Annotated in this window: 13 protein-coding genes; 8 read left to right on the top strand and 5 right to left on the bottom strand. The window is 73.1% G+C overall.

The window, feature by feature from the left end; translation table 11 throughout:
• Window positions 1–6 precede the first annotated feature (6 nt).
• A complete protein-coding gene (locus WMF24_RS11130) occupies window positions 7–198 on the top strand; it encodes a hypothetical protein (RefSeq protein ID WP_437736365.1) in 192 nt (63 codons plus the stop codon).
• Between the two features lie 182 nt (window positions 199–380).
• Window positions 381–3491, top strand: coding sequence for a PQQ-dependent sugar dehydrogenase (locus WMF24_RS11135; protein ID WP_437736366.1), 3111 nt, complete (start codon window positions 381–383; stop codon window positions 3489–3491).
• Window positions 3492–3553: 62 nt separating this feature from the next.
• Here the strand turns inward: WMF24_RS11135 and WMF24_RS11140 are convergent, their stop codons facing one another.
• The gene (locus tag WMF24_RS11140; protein WP_437736367.1) at window positions 3554–7606 is read right to left on the bottom strand and encodes a serine/threonine-protein kinase; all 4053 of its coding nucleotides are present in this window, start codon (window positions 7604–7606) and stop codon (window positions 3554–3556) included.
• A 419-nt stretch (window positions 7607–8025) separates the two neighbouring features.
• Here WMF24_RS11140 and WMF24_RS11145 point away from each other — a divergent pair, with 419 nt between their 5' ends.
• Window positions 8026–8472, top strand: coding sequence for a hypothetical protein (locus WMF24_RS11145; protein ID WP_437736368.1), 447 nt, complete (start codon window positions 8026–8028; stop codon window positions 8470–8472).
• A 33-nt stretch (window positions 8473–8505) separates the two neighbouring features.
• Here the strand turns inward: WMF24_RS11145 and WMF24_RS11150 are convergent, their stop codons facing one another.
• Window positions 8506–9042, bottom strand: a complete 537-nt coding sequence (locus WMF24_RS11150) for an N-acetyltransferase family protein (protein WP_437736369.1) — start codon at window positions 9040–9042, stop codon at window positions 8506–8508.
• A gap of 261 nt (window positions 9043–9303) precedes the next feature.
• On the opposite strand from WMF24_RS11150, the gene WMF24_RS11155 reads away from it, so the two are divergent.
• From WMF24_RS11155 to WMF24_RS11165, 3 genes are read left to right on the top strand one after another with little or no spacing between them, the layout of a single operon-like run.
• Window positions 9304–9726, top strand: coding sequence for a CBS domain-containing protein (locus tag WMF24_RS11155; protein ID WP_437736370.1), 423 nt, complete (start codon window positions 9304–9306; stop codon window positions 9724–9726).
• Window positions 9727–9774: 48 nt separating this feature from the next.
• Window positions 9775–12048, top strand: coding sequence for a molybdopterin oxidoreductase family protein (locus tag WMF24_RS11160; RefSeq protein ID WP_437736371.1), 2274 nt, complete (start codon window positions 9775–9777; stop codon window positions 12046–12048).
• Between the two features lie 28 nt (window positions 12049–12076).
• Window positions 12077–12226, top strand: a complete 150-nt coding sequence (locus tag WMF24_RS11165; protein ID WP_437736372.1) for a hypothetical protein — start codon at window positions 12077–12079, stop codon at window positions 12224–12226.
• Between the two features lie 34 nt (window positions 12227–12260).
• Here WMF24_RS11165 and WMF24_RS11170 read toward each other — a convergent pair whose 3' ends face one another.
• From WMF24_RS11170 to pepN, 3 genes are all read right to left on the bottom strand, one after another.
• Complete coding sequence (locus tag WMF24_RS11170; RefSeq protein ID WP_437736373.1) at window positions 12261–18068, bottom strand: sensor histidine kinase; 5808 nt, start codon at window positions 18066–18068, stop codon at window positions 12261–12263.
• 305 nt (window positions 18069–18373) lie between these two features.
• On the bottom strand, window positions 18374–19021 hold the full coding sequence (locus tag WMF24_RS11175; RefSeq protein WP_437736374.1) for a class I SAM-dependent methyltransferase: 648 nt from the start codon (window positions 19019–19021) through the stop codon (window positions 18374–18376).
• A 33-nt stretch (window positions 19022–19054) separates the two neighbouring features.
• On the bottom strand, window positions 19055–21706 hold the full coding sequence (gene pepN / locus WMF24_RS11180; RefSeq protein ID WP_437736375.1) for an aminopeptidase N: 2652 nt from the start codon (window positions 21704–21706) through the stop codon (window positions 19055–19057).
• A gap of 914 nt (window positions 21707–22620) precedes the next feature.
• Between pepN and WMF24_RS11185 the strand changes: the two genes are divergently transcribed.
• Window positions 22621–23976, top strand: coding sequence for a hypothetical protein (locus tag WMF24_RS11185; protein ID WP_437736376.1), 1356 nt, complete (start codon window positions 22621–22623; stop codon window positions 23974–23976).
• Window positions 23977–24245: 269 nt separating this feature from the next.
• A complete protein-coding gene (locus WMF24_RS11190; RefSeq protein WP_437736377.1) occupies window positions 24246–24983 on the top strand; it encodes a tetratricopeptide repeat protein in 738 nt (245 codons plus the stop codon).
• The last annotated feature ends 15 nt before the right edge of the window (window positions 24984–24998 follow it).

Raw genomic sequence — 24998 nt, forward strand, 5'->3', positions numbered from 1 at the left:
AGGGGCATGTCCATCGACAACGCAGGATCGTGGACCGGCTCGAGCGGCTCGATGAATCATCGCTCGCGCTTCTTCTTTCTCGCCGGCTCCCTCGCCGCGGGGTCCTCTCCTCTCCTGGCCGCGCGCCGCACCGCGCGTCTGGGTGCATGTGTGACGCGGTGCGCGGCGATGAGCCTGGTGGCACGCTCGTTGAAGTGATCCAGGCGCCCACCGGCGGTGAGGTGTGCCCGTGGATCCGGCGCGGCCGCCGATCGCCTCGCGCACATCCGCCGTCCGCCGCGGGGAGCCCCCTGCGGTCGACCCCACAAGGAGGTTATCGCTGTATGCAACGACGGTCCTTTGCGCCCGGACGACCGCGGCGCGGCCCTCATCGATCCACGGTGAGCTCGGCCGTTCACCCCCTCGTGAGGCGCGGCGTCCTCGCCGGCGCCGCGGCCGCGGCCCTCGGCTGCAGCGGCGGGCCCGAGGCGGAGCGCGACCCTGCGCGCGGAGCCGACGACAGCGATGTCGGGGCGGACGAGGCGCCCGCGCTCGGGGCCGCGTCTCTGCCCCTCGCGAGCGACGGCATGGTCTGTGTCACCCTCCAGCGTGGGACGCGCGGCACGGTGAGAGATGCGACACTGTGGCAAAACGCTCCATCCTGGAACGACTCCACGTCTCCCAACCTCTCGACTGGCGTCGTGCCGAGCGCGGGCCACCGACGGTCCGTCGTGCGGTTCGATCTCTCCCCCGTGCCCCCCGGCGCGACGATCGTCTCTGCCGCGCTGGGCTTCCATCAGACGCACAAGCTCGAGGGAAGCGCGATCAGCGTCCACCGCGTCACGGCGCCGTGGGACGAGCGGACCGTCACGTGGCGGAGCCTCGAGGACGGCGGCTTCGACGCGGAGAGCGCGGCGACGATCGTCGCCGCGGCGGGCGCCGGCCTCCGGAAGACCGATGTGTCGGCGCTCGCGCAATCATGGGTGCTCGGGACCGCGGAGAACCACGGCGTGCTCCTCGACGAGGCGCCGGCGCGCAGCACCAACCTGAGGAGCAGCGAGATCGGCCGCGCCGAGGAGCGCCCGCGGCTCGATGTCTGTTACGTGACCTGCTCGGACGGCGTGATGAACGGCCACGAGGCGGGCGTCGACTGCGGAGGCCCGCACTGCGCGCCGTGCGTCGGCGCGACGGCGGGCGCGTCGAGCACCGCCGCGTCGACGACCGCGACGTCGAGCTCGACGGGCGCCTCGAGCGCGACGGCCGATCCGTGCGCCGATCCGGACGCGCTGCCGCCCGATCCGACGCCGCCCGAGCGGCTCTCCGAGACCGGGCTCTACGTGGACATCGCGACCCGGTCGCGCGCGGCGAACACGCGCGAGTTCCGCCCCGCGTTCGAGCTCTGGTCGGACGGGGCCACAAAGCGGCGCTTCGTGTACCTGCCCCGCTGCTCGACCGTCGACACGAGCGACATGGATCACTGGTCGCTGCCGGTGGGGACGCGCTTCTGGAAGGAGTTCCGCGCCGGGGGCGTGACGGTGGAGACGCGGCTCATCCACCGGTTCGGGCCCGGGCTCGACGACTGGCTGTTCGCCGCGTACGCGTGGGACCCGTCGAGGAACGACGCGTTCCTCGTCGAGGACGGCGTCGAGGACGCGCTCGGGACCGGGCACGACATCCCGCGGACGGCGGACTGCTGGGAGTGCCACGGCAAGCTCCCGGAGCGGATCCTCGGCTTCAGCGCGCTGCAGCTGAGCCACGACGGACCGGGCGAGACCATGGCGTCGCTGAGCCGCGCCGGGTGGCTCACCGTCCCGAGGCCCGGAGGGGTCCGCCCGCCGGGCGACGCCGAGGCCGCCGCCGCGCTCGGCTACCTCCACGCGAACTGCGGCAACTGCCACAACAGCACCGGCGTCGCGACGCTGCGGACGCGGCTGCTCGCCGCGAACACCACGGTGGAGAGCACCGACACGTACGCGACCGGCGTCGGCGTGACGCCCAGCTTCTGGGAGTCCGGCGTGGTCCACCGGATCACGGCGGGAGATCCCGGGTCGAGCGCCGTCGCGCGCCGGATGGCGCACCGGGGCACCCGGGCGCAGATGCCCCCGATCGCGTCGGATGCCGTCGACCCGTCGGGCCTCGCGGCGGTCCGCACCTGGATCGCGGGGCTAGAGCCGCCGGCCGGGGCGGCGAGCGGCGCGAACAGCGGCGCGGCCACGAGCAGCGCGAACAGCGCGAGCGCGAGCAGCGCGAGCGCGAGCAGCGTCAGCGCGAACGGCGTCAGCGCGAGCAGCGCGACCCATGGCGCCGGCGCGGGCGGCGGGGGAGGCGCGGGCGGCGCGAGCCCCGGCGGCGGCGCGAGCCCCGGCAGCGGCGCCGGCGGCGCGTGCACCGGGGTGCCCCGCCTGAAGCTCACGCAGGTCGCTTCCGGCCTGGAGGCGCCCCTCTTCCTCACGAGCCCGCCCGGCGACACCTCGCGGATGTTCGTCCTCGAAAAGGACGGGCGCGTCCGCCTCATCAAGAACGGCGTCCTCCAGTCCACGCCGTTCCTCGACATCCGGGGTGGGACCTCGTGCCCGCCTTCGCGTCCGGCGAGCGCGCACCCGCTGGTGTGCACGCCCGGCCCGACCGCGGAGGGCGGGCTCCTCGGGATGGCGTTCCACCCCGATTACGCGACGAACGGCCGGTTCTGGCTCTTCTACACCGCCGCGCCGCGGGGCAACGTCACCATCGGCGAGTTCCGCCGCTCCGCCTCGAACCCCGACGTCGCCGACACGTCGGCGGCGAGCCTGCCCGTCCGCAAGCTCCTCGACGCGCGGCACGGCGGCTGGAACCACGCCGGCGGCACGCTCGCCTTCGGGCCGGACGGCCACCTCTACGCCTCCGTCGGCGACGCGGCCGTCACCCCGTACTCCACCTCCCCGGCGAAGGACCTCTCGTCGCCGCTCGGCAAGATCCTCCGGATCGACGTGGACACGGGGCTCGGTCCGGCCGGCAATCTCTCCGGCGCCGGCGTGAACCCGCTCGTCTGGGATCACGGCCTGCGCAACCCGTGGCGCTTCAGCTTCGACCGGCGCACGGGCGATCTCTACATCGCCGACGTCGGGCAGAACGCGTGGGAGGAGCTCAACATCGAGCCGGCCCGCACCGGCCGGCGCAACTACGGCTGGCCGACGATGGAGGGCGACCACTGCGTCTCCGCCGGGTGCTCCCGGGTCGGGGTCGCGCCCGCCGTGGAGCACAGCCACTCGAGCGGCGAGGGCGGCTCGATCACCGGCGGATACGTCTACCGCGGCACGGCGATCCCGTGCCTCCAGGGGAGGTACGTCTACGGCGACTACGGGACGCACCGCTTCTGGACGCTGCGGTGGGACGGCGCGGCCGTGCGCGACCACGTGGAGATCACCGCGGACTTCGCGTCGAGCCTGCCGGCCGCCTCGTTCGGCGAGGACGCCGCCGGCGAGCTTTACGTCGTCATGCTCACGGGCGAGGTGTTCCGCATCGACCCGAGGTGATCCGGCGAGATCGCCGGCAAGGGCGCCGCGCGCCGGCCGCGCGCAGACGCCGCGTCGCCCGCCTACCCCGCGAGCTGCCCGTAGCTCGACCGGAGCTTCGCGAACCGCGGGCGCCAGGCCCGGCTCTCGGCGAGCAGCGGCGCGACGCGCGTGAGCAGCAGCGCCACGTCGTCGGGGCGGCCGGCGTCGAGCAGCGCGCGCGCGCGCCAGTAGAGCAGCTCGACCCGCTGATCGGCGCTCAGCCCGCCGCCGATCTCGCCGCCGGGCTCGCCCTCGTCCCGGAGCGCCGACCGCGTGCGCGCGCCCTCCATGCTGTGCCGCGGGTCGCGCACGGCGAGCTGCATCACGCCGAGCAGGGCCTGGGCGTAGTGCGGGAGATCCGCGACAGCGCCCTGCGCCCTGAGCCACCGGAGCTGCCGGCTCGCCTCCGCGTGCTCGTCGCGCATCGCGTGGATCCGCGCGAGCAAGAGCGCGCTGCCGTAGACCGGCCGATCCGTGAACTGCTCGTCGAGCGAGCGCACCTGGCGCACGAGCGGCAGCGCCTCGTCCTCGCGCCCCCACAGGTAGAGCAGCTCCGCGAGCTTGATCGTCGCCTCGCGCTCCGCCCAGGCGTTGGCCTCCTCGTGCGCGAGCTGGACCGCGCGCCGGAGATCCGCGATCCCGCGATCCGGCGCGTCGAGGGCCGGCCAGAGCTCGGCCCGGCGGACGAGCGCCGCGCCGAGGTGGGCCCTGTCGCCGCGCTCCTCGCAGCAGCGCACCGCCTCGTCGAAGCGCTGCTCGGCCTCGTCGAGGTGGCCGCACCGCGCGAGGACGCACGCGAGGAACGTCAGGCCTGTCACGCGCGTGTCGTGGTCGGACGCGCGGGCGAGCGCCACGCCCGCCGAGAGCCGCTCGAGGGCGTCTTCCAGGTTGCCCTTGCGGAACGACGAGCGGCCGACCGCGATCTCGAAGCGCGCGAGGAGCGTCGGGTCTGCGGGCCCCTCGCCGGTGTCGAGCAGCGGGAGCACCTCCTCGACGCGCGCCGCCGACTCCTCCCAGGCGCCGGCCCAGTCGAGCGCCGTCGCCTCCTCGAGCAGCGCGACCGCGATCATCCGCGGGTCCTTCATCGTCCGGGCGAGCGCGCCCGCCGAGCGGATGTCGTCGAGCGCCTCGCCGGTGCGCAGGACGCGGTAGCGCACGCGCGTGCGGCCGAGCAGCGCCTGGTAGCGCAGGCGCTGGTCGTCGCCGTCGGCCCAGAGCAGCGCGGACGAGTAGTGCCCGTCCGCGACGGCGTTGTTGTGCCGGTCGCGCTGGAGATCGCCGAGGATGAGGTACGCGTGCGCCGCGCGCGCCCGCGCCCCGGCGGCCGCGGCGTGGCGCGCGATCGGCTCGAGGAGCTCCGGCGCCGTCGGCCGCGCCTCGGCGAGCGACTCCCAGACGGCGAGCGCGTGCCGGTGGATGCGCGCGCGCTGCTCCTCGGTGAGGAGCGCGTAGATCGCCTCCTGCAGGAGCGCGCTCCGGAACGCGTAGCGCGCCCCGCCGCACGGCGTGTCCTCGCCCCGCGCCGCCTCGCGCGGCGCGAGGATCCCCCGCGCGACGAGCGCGCGCAGGCCGCTCGGGACGTCGACGCGCGGCGCGGCCGCGTCCTCGCGCTCGAGCGAGCGCTGCGCGCCGGCGGCCACGTCCTCCGAGAGCTCGAAGCCGAGCACCGCGCAGAGCGTCGCGCACGCGGCCAGCTCGGGCGGGAGCGCCGCGAGCTGCCGCGCCGCGAACCACTGCCACGCGGGCGACGGCGGGAGCTTCTCGAGGTCGGCGGTCGCGAGCTGGTGGCTGTTCGACCGCGCCCGCAGCCGCACGAAGCCCCCGCGCTTCAGCGCCCGGGTGAGCTCCACGAGGCAGCGGGGGTTGTAGCCGGCCCACGCGCAGATGCGCCGGAGCACCGCGCTCGGCGGGGGCTCCGCGGGCCGTAGCAGCTCCGCGCAGAGGAGGCGCCCGGCGTCGTCGTCGAGCGGCGGGAGCGCGACGTGATCGCGCGCGCTCTGCCGGGCGCTCAGCGCGTGGCGCCGCGCCGCGAGCTCGGGCGCGCCGGCGAGCAGCACCCAGAGCGGCAGCGGCGCCTCGCGGCGCGTCGCCAGGTCGAGCGCGTCCAGCGTGAAGCCGTCGGCGAGGTGCGCGTCGTCGAGGATCACGATCACGGGCCGCTCCGTCGCCCGGCGGCGGAGCCCCTCGGCCAGCGCGCGGATGACGCTGCCGCGGCGCGCGGGCGGCGGCGGCCGGTCGGGGGCGCCGGCGGGCCAGCCGAGGCAGGCGGCCACCGCGGGCCACACCTCGCCGCCGAGCGCGTCGCCGAGCCGGTCGACGCAGAGCGCGCGCGCGTCGCCCGGCGCGGCGCCCGCGCCGGCGCCGAGCACCGCGGCGAGCAGGGCGGCCGCGGTCTGCCCGAAGCGGCCGCCGCCCGGGCCACCCGCGCGCGCGGCGCGCCCGGGCAGCTCCGGCTCGGCGCGCAGGGCGATGACGAGCGCGCCGGGGTGCGCGCGGCGGCTGTGCTCGGCCATCTCCTCGGCGAGCCGCGACTTGCCGGCGCCGCGCTCGCCGACGAGCGCGCAGAGGCCCGGCCCGAGTCCGGCGAGCGCGCGCTCGCGGCTCCCCTCGAGGGCGCTCAGCGCGCCGTCGCGCCCGACGAGCGGCGGCGCGGCGCGCGCGGCGTCGCCGTCGGCCTGCGGCGCCTCCTGCGCGAAGAAGTAGCGGCCGTCCTCGCTCGCCGCGGCGACGTCGAAGCCGGGGTGGGCGGTCACGAGCTCGGCGCTCAGCGCGATCCCGCGCCACGGCTCCGCGGGGAGCCACGACTCGGGCCGCTCCACCGCCAGCCCGGCGACGACCTGGGCGCTGTCCGCGTCTCGCGCCTCGCGCCGGAGCTTCAGCGGCGCGACGTGGATCGCGAGCGGCGCGCCGACGGACGCGACGATCTCGCGCCCGGCGAGCAGCGCGCGCTCGGCGGCCGCCTCCTTCGGCCCGGGGAAGATCGCGACGAAGCGGTACCCGCGCTGCCGCGCGAGGTGCCCCCCGTGCCGGGCCACGGCGGCGCGGACCTCGGCCTCGGCGCCGCGGGCCTCCAGGGCGAGCACCACCGTGTCGTGCCGGTCCCCGGAGCTCGAGGCCGCGTCGTCCCCCTCGGCCGCGGCGATCTCGCCGGGCTCGCCGAGCGCCGCCGCGCCCGCCGCCGCGAGCGCGGCCCGCAGCGACGCGGCGTCGCGCGGGCGGAGCGCCCGCTCCTTGGCGAGGCAGGCGAGGACGAGCGCCTCGACGGGCTCGGGGACGGGCGCGAGCTCGCCCGGCCGGGGCGGCCGCCGGCCCAGGTGGCCCTGCGCGACGCTCGCGCGGTCGCCCGAGAACGGCGCGCGCAGCGTGAGCAGCTCGAACAGGAGCGCGCCGAAGGCGTAGAGGTCCGCGCGCGCGTCGATCGGCTCGGCCCGCAGCCGCTCGGGCGACGCGTACTCGGGCGTGCCGAGCATGGCGCCGAGCGTCGTGAGCGCGCTGTCCGCGGGGTGGCAGACGACGCCGCGCTCGCGCTGCGACAGGCCGAAGTCGAGGAGCCGCACGCCGCCGCCGGCCTCGAGGAACACGTTCTCGGGCGCGAGGTCGACGTGGACGAGGCCGCGCTCGTGGACCGCCTGGAGGCAGCCGAGCACGCCGAGCGCGACGTCGAGGGCGGAGCGCAGGTCGAGCGCGGCGGGCAGGCGCTCGAGGCGCGCCGCGAGCGTCTCGCCTTCGAGGCGCTCCATGGCGACGTACGCGCGGCCGTCCTCGAGGACGCCGTTCTGGAGCAGGCGCGGCGTGACCGGGGGGCCGAGCTGCTCGAGCGCCCACGTCTCGCAGCGGAAGCGCTCGCGCGCGAGCAGCGTGTGGGCCCTGCTGACCTTGAGCACCGCGGGCGCGCCGTCGTCGAGTCGCGTCGCGTCCCAGAGGACCGAGAACGCGCCGGCCGCGAGCGGTACGCCGACGCGGAAGCCCGCGAGGGACGGCGGCGCCTCGGCGCCGAGATCGACAGGCGCGGCGTGGCGTGGCGCTGTGGCGCCGTCCGCGGAGCAGACGGCGAGGGCTGCAAGTCGGCGATGACAGGATGGGCAGCGTGGCAAGAAGACCTCGGATGGCTCGGATGCGCCCGGCTCGAGAGGTGACCGATATTACCGGGGTTCCGGTCATGATGAATGAGAAAAGCCGACGTCGGGCCGCGTCCACTTACGCCCACAGCAAAAGCACACCGCGGCAGATCGCGCGCGACAGCGTGGGTGTCGTGTGGACAGGGGTGGACAGAGGAGGACAAGGGCGGCTGTCGTGCGCGCGAGCGGCGCTGCGGAGATCGCCGCGCTGCGCGGGGCAGCGCCGCGCAGCGCGGGGCGCGGGCGCTCGGTAGAACACCCACGCTGGAGAGGCGGACTGGAGAGGCGGAGTCCGCCCGTGTGCCACCGCCGCGCCCGGCCGTCGGCCTCGCCCGGCTGGGCCGCGCGGGCCGTCGATCCGTGGTGTATGCTGCTGCGACCGGCCGGAGGCTTGGATGATCCATCGACAGACGGGCGAGATCGAGCTCTCAACCGGGGTTCGTATCGGCCCCTCGTATTCGGAAGCGCAGTTCCTTTCGTCGCCGCTGGCGCGGATGGCCAACGCCCTGAGCCAGACGCAGCCGTGGAGCGGATACCGGACGTCGCGCCAGCGCATCGGCTTCCGGACCTTCCGGATGACGCTGCACTTCTGCAGCGGCAAGCTCGCGTCGGTCGAGCTCTTCGAGGTGGGCGCCGAGTCGAAGGCGTTCTGGAACGACTGGTCCGAAAAGGAGGAGGCGGAGCGCAAGAAGAGCCACGATGCGTGGCTCGAATCGATCCTCGGCGCGCCGCCGTACGAGTACCCGTGGGGGAAGATCTCGTCCGAGTACGACCCGCGGGGCGGCTACAGCAGCATCGTCGTTCGCTTCGGCTCGGCCGCCGAGGTCCAGGCTGCACGCTGAGCCGGGGCGCTGCCGGGGCGGGCCGCCGGCGCGCTACAGCGCCCTGCGGTAGCGGACCTCCGGGAGGCTCCCCGCGCCGACGCGCGTCGGCCGCCGCGCGCCGTCGCGGCCGAAGCCGGAGAGCTCGTAGAAGCGGCGCGCCCGGGTGTTCCCTTCGAGGACCCAGATCGTCATGACCCGGTGGCGGCGCCGCGCGAGATCGGCCTGCGCTGTGTCGAGCAGCGCGGCGCCGAGCCCGCGGCCCCACGCGGCGGGCAGCAGGTAGATCGTGTACAGCTCGCCGACCTCGGTCGGGTCGTCGTCCTCGTCGCGCGTCGGCCCGGCGCTCGCGAAGCCGAGCACGGCGTCCTCGGCGTGGAGGGTCCAGGCGCGCGTGCCCGTCGCGGCGGCGTGGCTCAGGATGCGCCGCCAGCTCGCCGCGCGCGCCTGCGTGGAGAGGGCGTTCAGATCGGACGCCGGCACGAGGCCGAGGTAGGCCGCCCGCCAGGAGTCGACCTCGACGCGCGCGATGGCGCCCGCGTCCTCCGGCGCTGCCCGGCGGATGACCGCCCTCGTGATCCGCTGCGACATGGTCCCTCGCGCCCCAGGGTGCACCGCGCGGCGCTGCGCCGCGCTGCCGTCGTGCTCTCCGGCGCGCCCGCCGGCTGGAGCCTGCACGACCGGCATGATGTGGTGGGTCTGGGAATGTCTGTCCAGCGGCGCCCGACGCCGCATTCATCTCGCTGCTCCTCGTCTGCCGGCGTCGGCTCTCCCAAGGTCCACCCGTGGGCGGCGACGCGAGCGTGGGCCGCCAGGGAAGCTGAGGAGGCAAGCATGCTGTGCCGGGAGATCATGACGAGAGAAGTCCAGTGCATCATGGCCGACGACACGATCCGTACGGCCGCGCGCAAGATGCGCGACGCCAACGTCGGGTTCCTCCCTGTCTGCGACGCCGCGTACCGGGTGCTCGGGACGCTGACCGACCGCGACCTCGCCATCCGGGTGCTGGCCGACAACCGCCCGCTGAGCACGAGGGCGGGCGACGTGATGACGCGCCAGGTCGTCGCGTGCCGGCCCGACGACGACGTGCTGCGCGCGGAGCAGCTCATGGGGCAGCACCACAAGTCGCGCGTCCTGTGCACCGAGGCGGACGGCCGGCTCGTGGGCGTCATCAGCCTGTCGGACATCGCGCAGCGCGAGGACGACAGGAACACCGCGCAGACCGTCCGCCGGGTGACCGAGCAGCGGGAGGCGGCCCACGGGGTCCGGGCGTAGCCGTTCGTGGGCCCCGGCGCCCGGGGTGCGCTGATAAGCTCGGCCGCCATGCCGAGCGCCACGCCGGGCCAGGGGACCACGCGCACGCACCACCGCACCTGCAACCTCTGCGAGGCGATGTGCGGGATAGCGATCGAGGTCGAAGGCGACCGCATCGCCTCGATCCGCGGCGATCGGCGCGACCCGTTCAGCCGCGGGTACATCTGCCCGAAGGCGCTCGCGCTCCAGGATCTCCACGAGGACCGCGACCGCCTTCGGCACCCCGTCCGTCGAACCGCCGCCGGGTTCCAGCGCGTCTCGTGGGACGAGGCGCTCGACGAGGTCGCCGGGCGGCTCCGGGAGACGCAGGCGCGCCACGGCCGGGACGCGGTCGCTGTCTACCTGGGCAATCCCAGGGCGCACAACTACGCGTCGCTCCTCTACCTCATCCCGTTCCTGGAGGCGCTCCGCACGCGGAATTGCTTCTCCTCGAGCTCGGTCGATCAGCTCCCGCACCACCTCATCGGGACGCTCCTCTTCGGGCACCAGCTCCTCATCCCGGTGCCCGACCTCGACCGCACCTCGTTCCTGCTCGTCCTCGGGGCCAACCCGGTCGTGTCGAACGGCAGCATGATGTCGGCCCCCGGCATGCCGCGGCGGATCGAGGCGATCCGCGCGCGGGGCGGCACGGTCGTCGTCGTCGACCCGAGGCGCACCGAGACCGCGGAGATCGCCGATCGCCACCACTTCATCCGGCCCGGGACCGACGTCTTCCTCGTGCTCGGGATGCTCTCGACGCTGTTCGCCGAGCGCCTCGCGGCGCCGGGGCACCTCGGTAGTTTCATCAATGGAATCGATGAGATAGAGCGCATCGCCTGCGAGTTCACGCCCGAGCGCGTGGCCCCCGCGGTCGGCATCGAGGCGGCGGAGATCCGCGCGCTCGCGCGCGCCTTCGCCGCCGCGCCCTCGGCCGTCTGCCATGGCCGCATCGGCGCCTGTCTCCAGGAGTTCGGCGCGCTGACCACGTGGCTCGTCGCGGTGCTCAACGCGGTCACGGGCAACCTGGATCGCCCGGGCGGGGCGATGTTCGCCCGTCCGGCCGTCGACGCCGTCGCGATCCAGGGCCTGCTCGGCCAGCGGGGCGATTTCGGCCGGAGCCGCACCCGCGTGCGCGGGCTGCCCGCGTTCGCCGGGGAGTACCCTGTGGCCGCGCTGGCCGAGGAGATCCTCACGGAGGGGCCGGGGCAGATCCGGGCGCTGCTCACGATGGCGGGCAACCCGGTGCTGTCGACCCCGAACGGCCGCGCTGTCGATCGGGCGCTGGCGAGCCTCGATTTCGTTGCCTGCGTCGATTTCTACATCAACGAGACGACCCGGCACGCGCACGTGATCTTGCCGCCGGCGGGCCCGCTGGAGCGCGACCATTACGACCTGGCGTTCCACGTGTTCGCGATCCGGAACACCGCCAAGTACGCGCCCGCGCTGTTCGCCCCGGCGGACGACGCGCGCCACGACTGGCAGATCCTGGTCGAGCTCGCGGCGCGGCTCGCGGCGCCCGGGCGGGCGGCGGGGCTCGCGGGCCGCGCGGCGCGCGCGCTGTCGCGGGTGCTCCCGCCGACGCGGCTGCTCGACGCGGCGCTCCGCTTCGGGCCTCACGGCGACCGCATGAACCCGCTGTCCGGCGGCCTGTCGCTGCGCAAGCTCGAGCGCGAGGTGCACGGCGTGGATCTCGGGCCGCTGAAGCCCTGCCTGCCGGAGCGGCTGTTCACGCCGTCCGGCCGGATCGAGCTCGCGCCGGAGGTGCTCGTCGCCGATCTGGACCGCGCGCGGGCGGCGCTCGGGCGCTGGCAGGGCGGGGCGCTCGGCCGCGAGGGGGCCGGGGCGCCTGGCGGCGAGGAGGGCGGGGCGGGGGCGGCGGCGGAGCGCGCCGGGGCGGCGTACGACCTCCAGCTCATCGGCAGGCGGCAGCTCCGGAGCAACAACTCGTGGCTGCACAACAGCCATCGCCTCGTGAAGGGGCGCAACCGGTGCACGCTGCTCATGCACCCGGAGGACGCCGCCCGCCGCGGCATCGCGGGCGCGCAGCGGGTGCGCGTCTCTTCGCGGGTCGGGAGCATCGAGCTCGAGGTCGAGCTGACGGACGCGGTGATGCCCGGCGTCGTCAGCGTCCCGCACGGCTGGGGCCACGGCCGCGACGGCGTGCAGCTCGGCACGGCGAGGCAGCACGCGGGCGCGAGCGTCAACGACCTGACCGACCACCTCGCGATCGACGCGCTCTCGGGCACCGCCGCGCTGAACGGCGTCCCGGTCCGCGTCGAGCCGGCCGAAGCGGCACCGGCCTAGAACACAGAATACATCGATCGAGCGAGAAATGAACCGCCACGGCGCCAAGGACGCCAAGAAGAAGACGAGACCTTGGCGTCTTGGCGGTTCGACCCTCTGTGGCGCTGTCCGCGGCAAGTACCGCACCACCACGCCGACGCGGGAGGCGCCGAGCACCGCCATGCTCGCGACGGCCTGATCCCGTGGATCGAGGCCTCGAGGTCGCGCGCATCCTACTCGAAGACAGCCGCGCGCGCGCCCGGATCGGGCGGCCCCGCGCAGGGCAGATCGACGGAGAACCTCGATCCCGCGCCCAACGTGCTGTCGACGCGAACCGCGCCGCCGAGCCCCTCCACGATCCTTCGAACGATGTAGAGGCCGATCCCGAATCCTCCATAGTTGCGCGTCGACACTGCGCGCTCGAAGCGCTCGAACACGCGGGCGAGCCGCTCGGGCGGGATCCCGATGCCACGGTCCTCCACCGTGAGCTGCGCCATGCCGTTCCTCCGTGCAACGGTGATCGAGATGGGCTCGCCGGCGCCGAACTTGAGGGCATTGTCGAGGAGGTTCGTTATCACCTGCTCCAGCCTGAACCGATCCCACATCCCGACGACGGGCTCCTCGGCACGCACGCGGAGCGACGAGCGGGATTGCGCGATGCGCTCGCGGAGCTGCTCGACGGCGTCGCGCACCACCGCGGCGAGGTCGACCTGCTCGAGGTGGAGAGGGATCCGACCGGCACCGATCCGGGAGACGTCGAGCAGCTCGTCGATGAGGCGCAGGAGCCGCTCGATCTGCCGCTCCGTGGTCCGCAAGGCTCGCGTGATCTGCTCCTCGGCCGCCGGCTCCCGCTTCCGGCGCAACAGCCCCTGAATGGCGAGCCTCATCGTGGCGATCGGGGTCCTCAGCTCGTGGGAGGCGACGGTGATGAACTCCTCGCGGACGCGCACCCCCTCCTGGGCGTCGCGGTAGAGACGGGCGTTGTCGACCGCCATCGCGGCTCGACGCGCCAGCTCCTCGGCAACGGCCAGATCCGAAGGTCCGTACGATCGTGCCGGGTCCGCGGTGACCAGGGTGATGGCCCCGAGCGTCCTTCCCCGAGCGACGAGCGGCACGACCATGGCGCTGTGCACCCCGATCTCGCAGAGGAGCCTCGCGTGCTCGTCGTCCCGGGTACGCGATCGCACGAGGGCCTCCGTGAGCTCCGGCAGCACGATCGGCACGCCGGAGGTGAGCACGCCGGTCGACGGGTGGGGCGAGGTCCAGTCGGGCGGATACCGCTCCTCCAGCGCGCGGATCGCCATCTCCTTCGCCGGGTCGGCGTGCTTCTTGGCCACGCGTCGGATCTGCCCGTCCTCCTCGATGACGTCGATGAAGCACCACGTGGCGAGCGTGGGGACGACGAGCGACGCGACGCTCCGCAGGGTCGTCGGATAGTCGAGCGACGCGGCGAGCGCCTCGCTCGCGCTGGCCAGGAAGCGCACGGCCTGCTCCGCGCGCGTCCGCTCGTCGACCTCCACCCTGAGCTTCTCGAAGAGGAGGCTGTTCTCGATCGCAATGGCGATCTGGGCCGACAAGACCTCCAGCACCCGCACGCGCTCCTTCGTGAAGGCGTGGGTCGTCAGGTCGTTCTCGAAGAGGAAGGTGCCGAGCAGCGACTCCTTCCGCTGGATGGGGAGCACGAGGAGCGACTTCACGTTTCCATCGGCCAGGTAGGGGTCGGACGCGAACGCTCCTCCGTCCATGGATGCGTCGTCCAGCACGAGGACCTTCCGGGTCCTGCGCACGTGCTCGATGATCTCCCGCGGGACCTGCTGCGCGCCATCGAGCGGCGTCCGCTCGATGGATGTCGGCCTGGCCGCTCGCCCGCTCGCCCGGACGAAGGGAGCGCCCTCTTCCTCGAAGACGAGCACGCCCCGCTCGGCGCCGGCCGCCTGGATGCATGTCTCCATCAGCTTTCCGAGCAGGCGCTCGAGCACGATCTCGCTCGTGATGGCCTCCGCCGCCTTGAGCAGGCTGAGCGCGTCGAGCATCTGCCCGGGGGAGGGCTCGTCGGCGACGCTGGAGGCCGCGGTCGCCCTGTCGAGGGCGAACTCCTGCTCGAGCGCGCGCGCCTTCTCCAGAGCTCCCCACCGCGCCCAGGCCTGCACAGCTGGGCGCAAATACATGGCGTTCGCGACGCGGCTCCGGCCGAACGCGCGGAGCAGGCGCCCGCCGCGCTCGCTCGCCAGCGCCGTATATTGCAGAAATCCCGCCCTCGCCGCCTCCTCGACGGCCTGGTCGTAGAGCTCGGCGGAAGCGAGGAAACGCCCCTCCACGCGCGCGATCTCCGCGTCCACGATGAGGCGTTTGTGGCGGAAGTTCTCGGCGCAGCTCTCTTCCCACCGTCGCATCTGATCCTGCAAGCCGGCGACGCGCGCCGAGAGCGCGGTCCGCTCCGTGGCCGTGGCCCCGTCATGGAGCGACAGCAGGGTGAGCGCGGTGAACAGCGCGTGCTCCGCCACGGGGCCAAATCCGCCCAGAAGGTCGATGTGGACGAGCGCGGCATCGGACCACCTCCGAGCCGCCCCGATCTCGCCGAACAGGTACGAGGTCTCGAGGCGCAGGATGCAATACAGGCACGACACCGTCGGCTCGTTCGAGACAGAAGCGAGGAACGTCGCCTCGTCGAACTCGCCGTCGTCGAAGGTGTTGCGTCCGTGCGTCGCCCCCCTCAGGCAGCAAATCGCCTGCCGGTAGGCGAGGTGGCAGAGAGCCATGCCCTGATTGCCGGCCCTCCGGCAGAATGACAGACCGTCGTCCAGCTGGGCCAGCACCCGGTCAAGCTCTATCCCCGCTGCGAACGAATAGACGACCACCGCCCTGCTGGCGTAGGCGGCCATGCGGAACTGGCCCGATTGCCGCCCCAGCGTGAAGTCGTTGTAGCTCGCTGTCGCGCAGGAGGCGAAGGGTTGCAGCCAGGGACGAACGAAGGCGTTGTGGCAGTGGGAAGCTTCGACCTGCCGCGCGGCGTCCCCGGATCTCTCGGCCAGCTCCAGGGCGACGCGGCTGAGTCGCTCGGCCTCCGCGAATTCGCCGACGGAGGCGAGGAACATGGAATAGCAGCTGTACGCCATGGGATAGGCGCCCTGGCCGCGCTCGAGCGCGCAGCGGACCCCGGTGGCCGCGACCAGCACGAAGAGAGCGCGATCGGCGAACCAGGCGGGCGGCAGCATGGCCGATAGGATCCGCTGGGAGGCGTCTTCGTCGGTGCTCTTGGCGTGCGGAGCGCCGGCGAGCACCGCCGGGGAGCGATCCCCGAGCAGGGCCCGGATCGTCTGCCGCTCCGATGCAACGGCGCGGCCGAGATCCTCCCGCGGCAGCTCGATGCCGACCGCCTGCAAAGCCGCCCTTCCCCACTCGAGCGCTGTCTTGTATTCGCCCGTGGTCGTCGCGCTCGCGATACGAATTTCCTGGAGGTTCACCTCGTCGAGCAGGGAGGCGGCGTGGGCGAGCCCCTCCTCGACGAGCGCCCTGCACAGCGCATGGTCGCCCGTCAGCGAGGCGCATTCCGCCGCGGCGCAGTGGAGGGCAAAGCAAAGCTCGTGATGCGAGCGCCACGCGCCGTCCGGCAGCAACCCGAGCCCGGCCCGAAAGTACGCGAGCGCGGGCTCGAACGCCGCGGCGCGCCGCGCCTTGACCCCAGCGCGGCGGTTCAAGCTCGCGAGCTCGACCCGCTCGACCCCCGCGAGCAGGTCTCGGCCCAGATCGAGCTGGTCCACGACGTCGAACAGCCTCTCTTCGAGCTCGTCGCCCTGAAAGAGCTCCAGGAGCCTGCGTCCGAGCTGCAAATGGAGCTTCTTCTGCTGCTCCTCGAGCAGCAGCGCGTAGGCCGCCTGCTGGACGCGATCGTGGACGAACCGCGCGCGGAGCCCCGCGTCCTTCGACCCGTGCTCGTCTTCGGGGACGAGCAGCCCCTCGCGTATCGCCTCGTCCAGCGAGGCGGTCGTCTCGTCGATGGACTTGCCCCAGAGGGCCGCGAGGGTTCGCAGATCCACGTGCTTGCCAATGCATGCCGCGAGCTGGAGGAGCTGTTGCGCGTGCTCGGACAGCCTGCGGATGGCTGTCGTCGTCAGCTCGATCACGTTCTCGGTGATTCCGACCCGCTCGATCCGGCGCAGGTTCCAGGTCCACGTCCCTCGCGCGCTGTCGAAGGCGAGGAGGCCGTCGCGGTGCAGCGAGCGGAGCAGCGCGCAGACGAAGTACGGATTGCCCCCGGTCTTCGCGAGGACGAGCGCTGCGAGCGGGCTCGCGCGATCGGGCCTGCAGCGGAGGAGGTCGGCGAGGAGCGCGACGAGCGCATCGATGCCGAGCGGGCCGAGGTCCAGGCGCGTGACGACAGCGCCCGCCATCCGGAGCTCGTCCAGCGCTCGCGCGAGGGGGTGATCGGGGCCGACGGCCCGCGGCCGGAACGCGCCGAGCAGGAGCACGCGCGCTCTCTCGGCGTCCGTGGCGAGGGCGCGCAGGACCCGGAGCGAGGCCGCGTCCGCCCACTGCAGGTCGTCGAGGAACAACACGAGGGGCCGGAGCGCGGCGACGCCGCGCACGAAGGTCTGGAGCGCGAGGTGGAAGCGGTTCTCCGCCTCCATCGGGGCGAGCGCGGGCACCTCAGGCAGATCACCGATGACTTCCCGGAGCTCCGGGATGAGCGCTGCGAGCACGCGACCGTTGGCTCCGACGGCCTCCCGGAGGCGCCGAAGCTCCTGCGCTCGCGGCGCGTCGGGCTCGGAGAGGACCGCGCGCGCGAGGGCGCGGAGCGCCTCCGATACCGGCGCATAGGGCACGTTCGCCGCGCGCAGGTCGCACTTGCCGGAGGCGAACCAGCCGCCTCGCGCGAGCACCGCGTCGCGCATCGCGTCGACGAGGGTGGTCTTTCCGACGCCGGCATCTCCCGCGACGAGCATGAGCTCGGTCCCATCGGTCGAGACGCGGGCGAGGGCGTCTCGCAGCACGGCGCGCTCGCGCTCGCGGCCATACAGGCGCTTCGCGAGCGGCAGCTCCTTGCCCAGATCGAGCCGGCCCAGCTCGAACGGCTCGATCGTGCGGGACGCGAGCCATTGCCGCCGCGCCTGCTGGAGGTCGGCGGAGACGGCTTCGGCGCTCTGGTATCGCTGCTCCGGCGTCTTGGCGAGGAGCTTCTGCACGAGATCGGCGAGCAGCGGTGGGACGCGCGGATTCACGATCGACGCGGGCACCGGCATTCGCGCGATGTGTGCGTGCGCGAGCTCCAGCGGATCCGAGGAGCGGAAAGGGGGGGAGCCGGTGAGCGCCGCATAGAACGTCGCTCCCAGCGCGTAGAGGTCCGAGCGCCAATCGACGAACCGGTTCATCCGCCCCGTCTGCTCCGGCGAGATCCACGAGAGCTTGCGGGTCTGCTCCAGATCGAAATCTCCGGCGAGGCTCGTGCGCGCGGACGTCTCGACGAAGTGGATCAGCGTGACCCTCCCGCCCGGACCGAGCACCACGCGAGACGGCGCGATCGCTCGGTGGACGACGTTCTTTGCGTGGATGCGGGCACAGATGTCCGCGAGCTCGGAAGCGATGTCGAGGAAGGCGTCGACGCGCAGGGGGCCCGCGTCGAGCCGCTGCTCGAGGTCCTCGGGGCCCGCGTCCTCCAGCACGAGCGTCGGCGTCTCCTCATCCTCCCATCGGAGCGGACGCACGACCCCGGGAACGTCGAGCGCGAGAAGGATGCCGTGCTCGCCGCGCAGCAGCTCGGTCGCTCGCGTCGACGATGGGCCTGGAAGGACGCTCTTGCGGACGGCCGTCCTGCCGTTCATCGTGTGTCTGGAGATCACAAAATACCGGCAGCGGTGAATCTCGATGGAGGTTCCGGATCTCCAGCTCATGACGTTGGCCCCAGGGCAGTTTAGGGCGCCATGCGCGCCATGGGGAGCGCCGGCTCGGCGAGCGAGCCCCCTGAGGCGCGGCCACGGTATCGAACGGCGCGCGCTGCTGCGCGGTGGTCTTTCGCACCGCGGACGCCCGGCGCGTCGTTGCATCACGTTCAGGCAACGAGGATTGCAATCACGTCGCCGACGCCAACGCAGCACCGTGGCGAGGAGGGCCGCGATGCACTGATATTCTCCTGCGAGGGGCAAGCGCCACGGGCGCGTCACGTGGGAACGGACCCGATGGTCGTCGTGGATGCGCGCGCGTTGCCCGAAGAGCTCTCGACAACCTGGCGTCTTGGCGGTTCGAATTCTGCTGGTTCCAAGCGTTTTATTTCTGCGCCCTTGCGCCCTTGCGCTGAGCTCTCCCCCGCTCCCAGGCCGGACTGCTGGGAACCAGCGCCGCCCGCGCGCCCTCAGCCGATGGCGTCGGCCGTGAGCAGGCGCGTCCGCCGGCCCGACGCGAGCGTCAGGTGCTGTCCCCAGCTCGTCTGGTGCGGCATGTCCCCGTCCACGATCTCGTTCGCCCGGAGCTCGAACCCCGCGGCGCGGTAGGCGGGGCGCAGCGTCTCCTCCACCCACGCGTCCGACAGCTCGGGGAGCCCGAGCCGCGCCGCGTACGGCCGGTCGTCGAAGACGCTCTGGTTCAGCAGCGCGATGAGCTCACCCCCGGGCCGGACGAGGCGGCGCAGCGCCTCGAGCACCGGAGGCTCCGGGAGCACGAGCGCCGAGAGAAGCGACGCCCAGGGGAAGTTCACGGTGAGCGTGTGGGCGAGCCCGGTGAGCTCGTCCGGCAGCGCCTGCACCGACGCGACGACGAAGAGCGCGTTCGGCCGCCCACCCCGGGAGACCTTGCGGCCCGCGCGCCACGACACCTCGCGCATCCGCTCGCCCGCCGGGTCCACCCCGATGCAGTACGTGTCGGGGTGCGCGCCGGCCTGGCGGTACACGAAGCGCCCATCGCCCGTGCCCACGTCGATGAGGACGCGCGCGTGGCCCTCGAGCTTCGCCTCGAGGTCCGCCCGCGTCCACGTCTGCGACGCCTTGCCGAGCTGCACGATCATCGTCGCCTCGCGCCGCGCTCCCCGCCGCCCCGCTCAGGTCCGCGCGCTCCGGGCCTCGCCCGCGGGCGCGTCGCCGGCCGCGCCGCTCGCGCCGCGCACCTCGCTCGACTCCGCGAGCTCCCGGCAGGCGATCGCCCGCGCGAGGTCGTCGCCGGCCTCGCGGAGCAGCCGGACCAGCATGGGCAGCTTCGGCGCCCTGGGCCGCGCGCCGTCCGGGGCCGGCCCGACAAGCGCCGCGAGCTGCGCCTCGACGCGGCGGAGCAGGTCGCGATCGACGCGGTAGGAGGGGAACAGGTGGGTGAAATACGCGGACGCGAGCTCGTGCGTCCTCGTCTCGAACACGTGCTGCACCCGCTCGAAGAACGCCGCCACGTAGGGATCGAGCAGCGCGCGCTGGAACGACCAGTTGAAGCCCGACATCGCCGCGCTCGTCATGTGCAGCGACCCGTACCCGCCCTCGTGGAAGCGCTCCCACGCCTCGGCCTTCGCCGCGGGATCCGGCCGCGCCGACTCGGCGCGCAGCGCGGCGCGCTGGCCGCGGTCGGACGGGTCGCGCCCGCGCTCGGCCGCGAGCCGCTCGGCCGCGCCCGTGAGGCCGCGCGCGACCCACTTCACGGCGACGGTCCAGCGCATCTCCTGGTCGATCTCGAGCCCCTCGACCGCGATCTCGCCGTCCACGAGGCGGGCGGCCAGGGCGAGATCCGGCGCGGAGTAGGCCGCGTTGAGCAGCGCCCGCGCCCAGACGATCTGCGCGTCGCCGCGCGGCGCCGCCCGCAGGGCCGAGAGCGCGAGGCCCGTGAACGCGCTCGCCTCGGCCTCGCGCATCGCGTCGGGCACGTAGCGCGCGAGCGCCGTCACCGCGTTCGAGAGCACGGGCTCGAGGAGCGAGAGGTCCGGCTCGGCGGGCAGCTTGTCCCGGACCAGCGCGAGGTAGGCGGGGGAGGCGAGCTTCTGGTCGCGCACCATGCCCCAGAGCGACGCCCAGAGGAGCTGGCGCAGGAGCGGGTCCTCCACGCGGCCCATGTGCTCGCGCACGAACGCGAGCGACCCCGGGTCGAGCGCGATCTTCGCGAACGTGAGGTCGTTGTGGTTCGGGAACACGAGGAGCGGCGCCCGCTGCCCGCGCGCCGCCGCGACCTCGGTCGCCGCGCCGTCGATCTCGGCGGGCACCGAGTCGACGACGAGCGCGCCGCCCTCCTCGCGCGCGAGCGCCACGTCGATGCGGTGCGGCCTGAGGGTCGGGTAGTCCTCGGGCGCCGTCTGCACGACGCGCAGGCGGCCGATGCGGTCGCCGTCGGGCTCCCACTCGGCCGTCAGCGTGTTGAGCGACGCCTGCTCCAGCCAGACGCGCGACCATTCGCCGAGGTCGCGGCCGGAGCCCTCCTCCAGCGCGGAGAGGAACTCGCGCAGGGTCGCGTTGCCGTACTGGTAGCGCTTGAAGTACCGGCGCATCCCGTCGCGGAACGCGGGCAGGCCGATCGCCGCGACGAGCTGCTTCATCGCGGCCGCGCCCTTGCCGTACGTGATGCCGTCGAAGTTCAGGAAGGTGTGGTCCGTGTCCGCGAGCTCCCCGGCGATGGGGTGCGTCGTCACGAGCTGGTCCTGCCGGTAGGCCCAGCTCTTGATGACGTTGAACGCCTTCCAGGCGGCGGGCTTGAACCGGGTCGCCTGCTCCATGGCGAGGAAGGCCATGTACGTGGCGAAGCTCTCGTTGAGCCACAGATCGTTCCACCACCGCATGGTCACGAGGTTGCCGAACCACATGTGGGCCATCTCGTGGAGGAACACCTCGGCGCGCGTGAGGCGCTGCTGGTCGGTCGGCGGGTCGCGGAAGATCATCCGCTCGCTGTGGGTGACGGCGCCGGCGTTCTCCATCGCCCCGGCGTTGAACTCCGGGACGAAGACCTGGTCGTACTTCGTGAACGGGTAGGGGTAGTCGAAGAAGTCCGGGTAGAAGTCGAGGCCCTGCTTCGTGATGGTGAAGAGCTCGTCGGGGTCGAGGTGCCTCGCGAGCGACCTGCGGCAGTAGAGGCCGAGCGGGGTGCCGCGGTGCTCGTCGCGGACGCCGCTGTACGGGCCGGCGATCAGCGCGAAGATGTAGGTGCTGAACCGGGTGGTCTCCTCGAACACGCGCTTCGCGCGCCCCGGGCCGGCGGAGGTGATGCGGGCGACGCGGGCGTTGCCGATGATCTCCCAGTCCTCGGGGGCGGTGACGGACAGCCGGTAGCTCGCCTTGATGTCGGGCTGGTCGAAGCAGGGGAAGAGGCGGTGGGCGCTGAACGGCTCGAGGTCTGTGTAGAGGTAGTCCTCGCCGTCCTCCGGGTCGCGGAAGTGGTGGAAGCCGTCGCCTGTATGGTCGTAGTCGTTCTCGTAGACGACGCGCACGCGCGTCTCCGGGTCGAGCAGCTTGCCCGGCAGGCGGATGCGGCAGTCGGCCCACTCGGGCTCGACCTCGACGCCGTTGATCTCGAGCCGCTCGATGTGCCGGCCGCGAAAGTCGATGAAGGTGTCGCCGTGGCCGCGGACGTCGAAGTAGGCGACGGCCTCGCCGCGGTAGCCGCTGCCGCCGCGCGACAGGTCGAGCGAGAGCTCGTAGCGCGCGCTGCCGATGCGCGCGGCGCGCTCCTCGGCCTCCCGCTGGGTGAGCACGTCGCGTCCAGGGCCACCGGTCTTCTCCGCCGTCATGCGTGCACACCCTAGGACGAACGGCCGGAGGGTGGCCAGCGCATCTGTGCCATGGTCGAGATCGCCGGCGCCGGGCGGGGGGCGGAGCGTACGATCTGTGCCAGCGCGGCGCCCTTCTGTGCCAGCGGAGGGGGGGTCCGGCACCGGCACAAACGCAATGCATTGCGACACACCGGGGTCCGGACCCCTCGAGGACGCTCGGCGGAGCGAATCTGGCGGCCGAGTTGTGCCAAAAGACGCGTTCCTTGACGGAATTCCGTGCCATCGACCCCGCGAACGCGCTCCTCGTTGTGCCACGAGGGGGGTCCGGACCCCTCCGGATCGCAAATCACAGCGCTCGCGGGGGTGCGGGACCCCTCCCGGGGCGCAGCGCAGAGCGCAGGCGGGGGTGCGGGACCCCTCCGGACCGCAGATCAGAGCGCGAGCGGGGAAGCGCGGCGCCGCCCGACGCGGCCTGGGGCGCCCCCGACGGTCGAGGCCGAGCCCGAGCGCGTGCCGGGCCGGGCGCGTGCCGTGGGGCGCGCGCGCGGGCTCGCCATGCTCGGCTCATGGAGAGCGCGCCGGTCGAGCGCGAGCGCGGCTGACCTCGCACGACGAACGCTCGCGACCGCAGGCGGCCCGCGGCCGCCCGGCCTTGTCTCGCCGTGCGAACGCGCCGGGACCCCGGAAGAGATGTGAACGCAAGGGCGCGGAGACGCATCGCCCGTTGCGATGAGACGCATTTGTTGGCCGTCCGACCGATCGGGTGTATGGGGGGCGTCATCCCTCCGGTCTTGGCTGGGAATTCCTCGGCGTGTCGACGTCGCTTTGCGCGGACCATGCTCTCGGGAGCCCCACCTGAAACCGAATGAAAGGTGGCGTATCCGAAGGATGCTCCTGCTCATCGCCATCCAGAGGGCAGAGGAGATTGTCTCATGAGCACCTGGAAGACGCCCAGCGCAACTCTCGTCGTCTCGCTCTCGCTGGCCGGCGTCGCCGCGCCGGCCACGGCCCTCGCGCAAACGGCGGCTCCGCCGCCGCAGGAAGCGCCGGCCGAGCCCACGCCGGCGCCCGCGTCAGCGACCGTGGCGCCGCCCGGGGTGGACCCTCGCCCCGCGCCGCCCGCGCCGCCGGTCGAGGAGAAGAAGCCCGACGACAAGCCGCTCGTGCGCTTCTACGGCATCGTCAAGCCGACGATCGTCGTGGGCAACGGCCTCGAGTCCTTCGGCAACCCGAACTACGTCGCCCCCACGGCCGCGGCGAATCCGCTGTTCCTCACCGATCCGGACGCCGTCGGGCTGAGCTTCCAGGCGCAGCAGACGCGCGTCGGCGTGGCCGTCGGGGAGGGCACGCCCGTGAAGGCGCAGATCGAGGTCGACTTCGTGGATTTCGCGAAGTCCTCGCCGGCGCAGGGGACGGGCATCCGCGTGCGTCAGGCGTTCTTGGACTGGACTCCTTCCGAGGGGCACAAGCTCACGCTCGGCCAGGTCTGGGATCTGTTCTCGCCGTTGAACACGCACACGTACAACATCGTTGGCACGCTCTTTCAGTCCGGGAACTCGGGCTTCATGCGCCACCAGCTCATGTACGTCGCGAGCCTCGGCAGCCTCGAGGTGGGCGCCGCGCTCGGCCTCGTCGGCCAGAACGTCACGGCCATCCTCAACAACGTCGAGTACTCGCGCACGCCCACCGTCGCGCTGCGCGCGAGCTACCGCGCCGAGAAGGCCGCGTGGGTGGGCGCCTCGCTGATCGGCACGCGGCTCAAATTCGACGCGAACCTGCCGACGGAAGAGGGGCGGATGGCGTTCGGCGGCAACCTGTTCGCCGAGGTCACGTCCGGCCCGCTGAACCTGCGGGCCGAGGCGTACGGCGGCCAGAACCTCGCCAACCTGGGCCTTTTGACGCTCGCGCAGGGCTACCGCACGAACGACGTCGCCGAGGTCGGCGGCTGGGTGTCGGGGAAGCTCTCGTTCGACAAGCACGCCGTGCACCTCGTCGCGGGCGCCGCGATGGTGCCCAGCGCCGACGACATGCTGCTCGGCTACACCCCCGGCACGCCGGCGACGGACGGGGCGCCGGCGACCGCGCCAACGCGCGCGGGCGGCAATGGTCCCGGCATCGAGCGCAACGTGACCCTGCGCGCGGGGTACGCCTACGCGCCCATGAAGGGGCTCTCGATCGTGCTCGAGCCTTTGCTGATGCTCACGCGCCACAAGCTCGATCCGGCGGCGCAGCAGGACGCCGACCGCGTGGGCTGGGGCGTCGAGGCGGGCGGCCTGTACCAGTTCTGACACGGCCTGCGGCCGGGGGGACTCCACGCAAGCGCGCAGGATCCGTTCCTGACGGCTCTAACCTGGGCTGCCGTGGGGAGCCGTGCGAAGGGGCACGACTCCATGGGGCGCGATGCGGCCGCGCGCTCGCCGGTGAGCGAACCCGATCGTGTAACCTGCGTCCGATGCACCTCGCCTCTCGCGCTCGGCTCGTGCTCGTGCTCGTCGCCGTGGGCCTTGCCGCTTGCGGGCGGGGCGAGCGGGCCATTGCATCTCAGGAGGAGCAACCCATGGGCGCACGCCTCATTTTCAAAGACGCGGCTGGCCGCGAGCTGACCACAAAGGACCTCGAAGGCGTCTCGGGCAAGGTGCGCTGGGAGCTCATCGGCGCCGATGCAATCCCTCCCGAGGCTTCCCGTCTGCACCAGGAGGCGCGCGAGGCGGGCGGGCGGGGTGAGCATGCGCGCGCTTTAGAGATGCTCGATCGGGCTCATGCGCTCGCGCCCGGCTGGCCCTACCCGGTGTACGATGCTGCGTTCACTTACCTGCTGATGGGCGACTCCGCGAAGGCCGAAGAACGCTACGCGGAGGTCGACCGTATGGCCCCGCGAGGCTTCTTCACGGCCAAGAGGTCGCTCGATTGCCTCCGTCGCGAGCGTACGGGAGCTCTCCCGCCGGGCTTTTGCAAGGCGTTCGCGTTGCTCGAATGGATGGAGGACAAGGCGCAGAAGAAGGCCATTCTCGAGGGGATCGTAGCGAAATATCCGGCGTTTCCCGCCGCCTGGAAGGAATTGAGCCGCTTGCTCGATGACGACGACGCACGACTCCAGGCGATCACCCGAGGGCTCGAGCATGAGCCCGACGGCGAGACGAAGGGGATGCTGCTGCTCAACAAGGCGCTGATCCTCGACCGGCGCGGCGACCGCGACGGCGCCATCAAGATTCTCGGGGAGCTGGCCCTCGATCCGCAGTCGACGCTGGCCACTGAAATGCTCGCCAAGGCGACGCTGGCGCAGCTCGTGGAGTGAGGGCGGTCGCCGCGC

The organism is Sorangium sp. So ce1335, from assembly GCF_051521615.1.
In the GTDB taxonomy this organism is placed as follows: domain Bacteria; phylum Myxococcota_A; class Polyangia; order Polyangiales; family Polyangiaceae; genus Sorangium.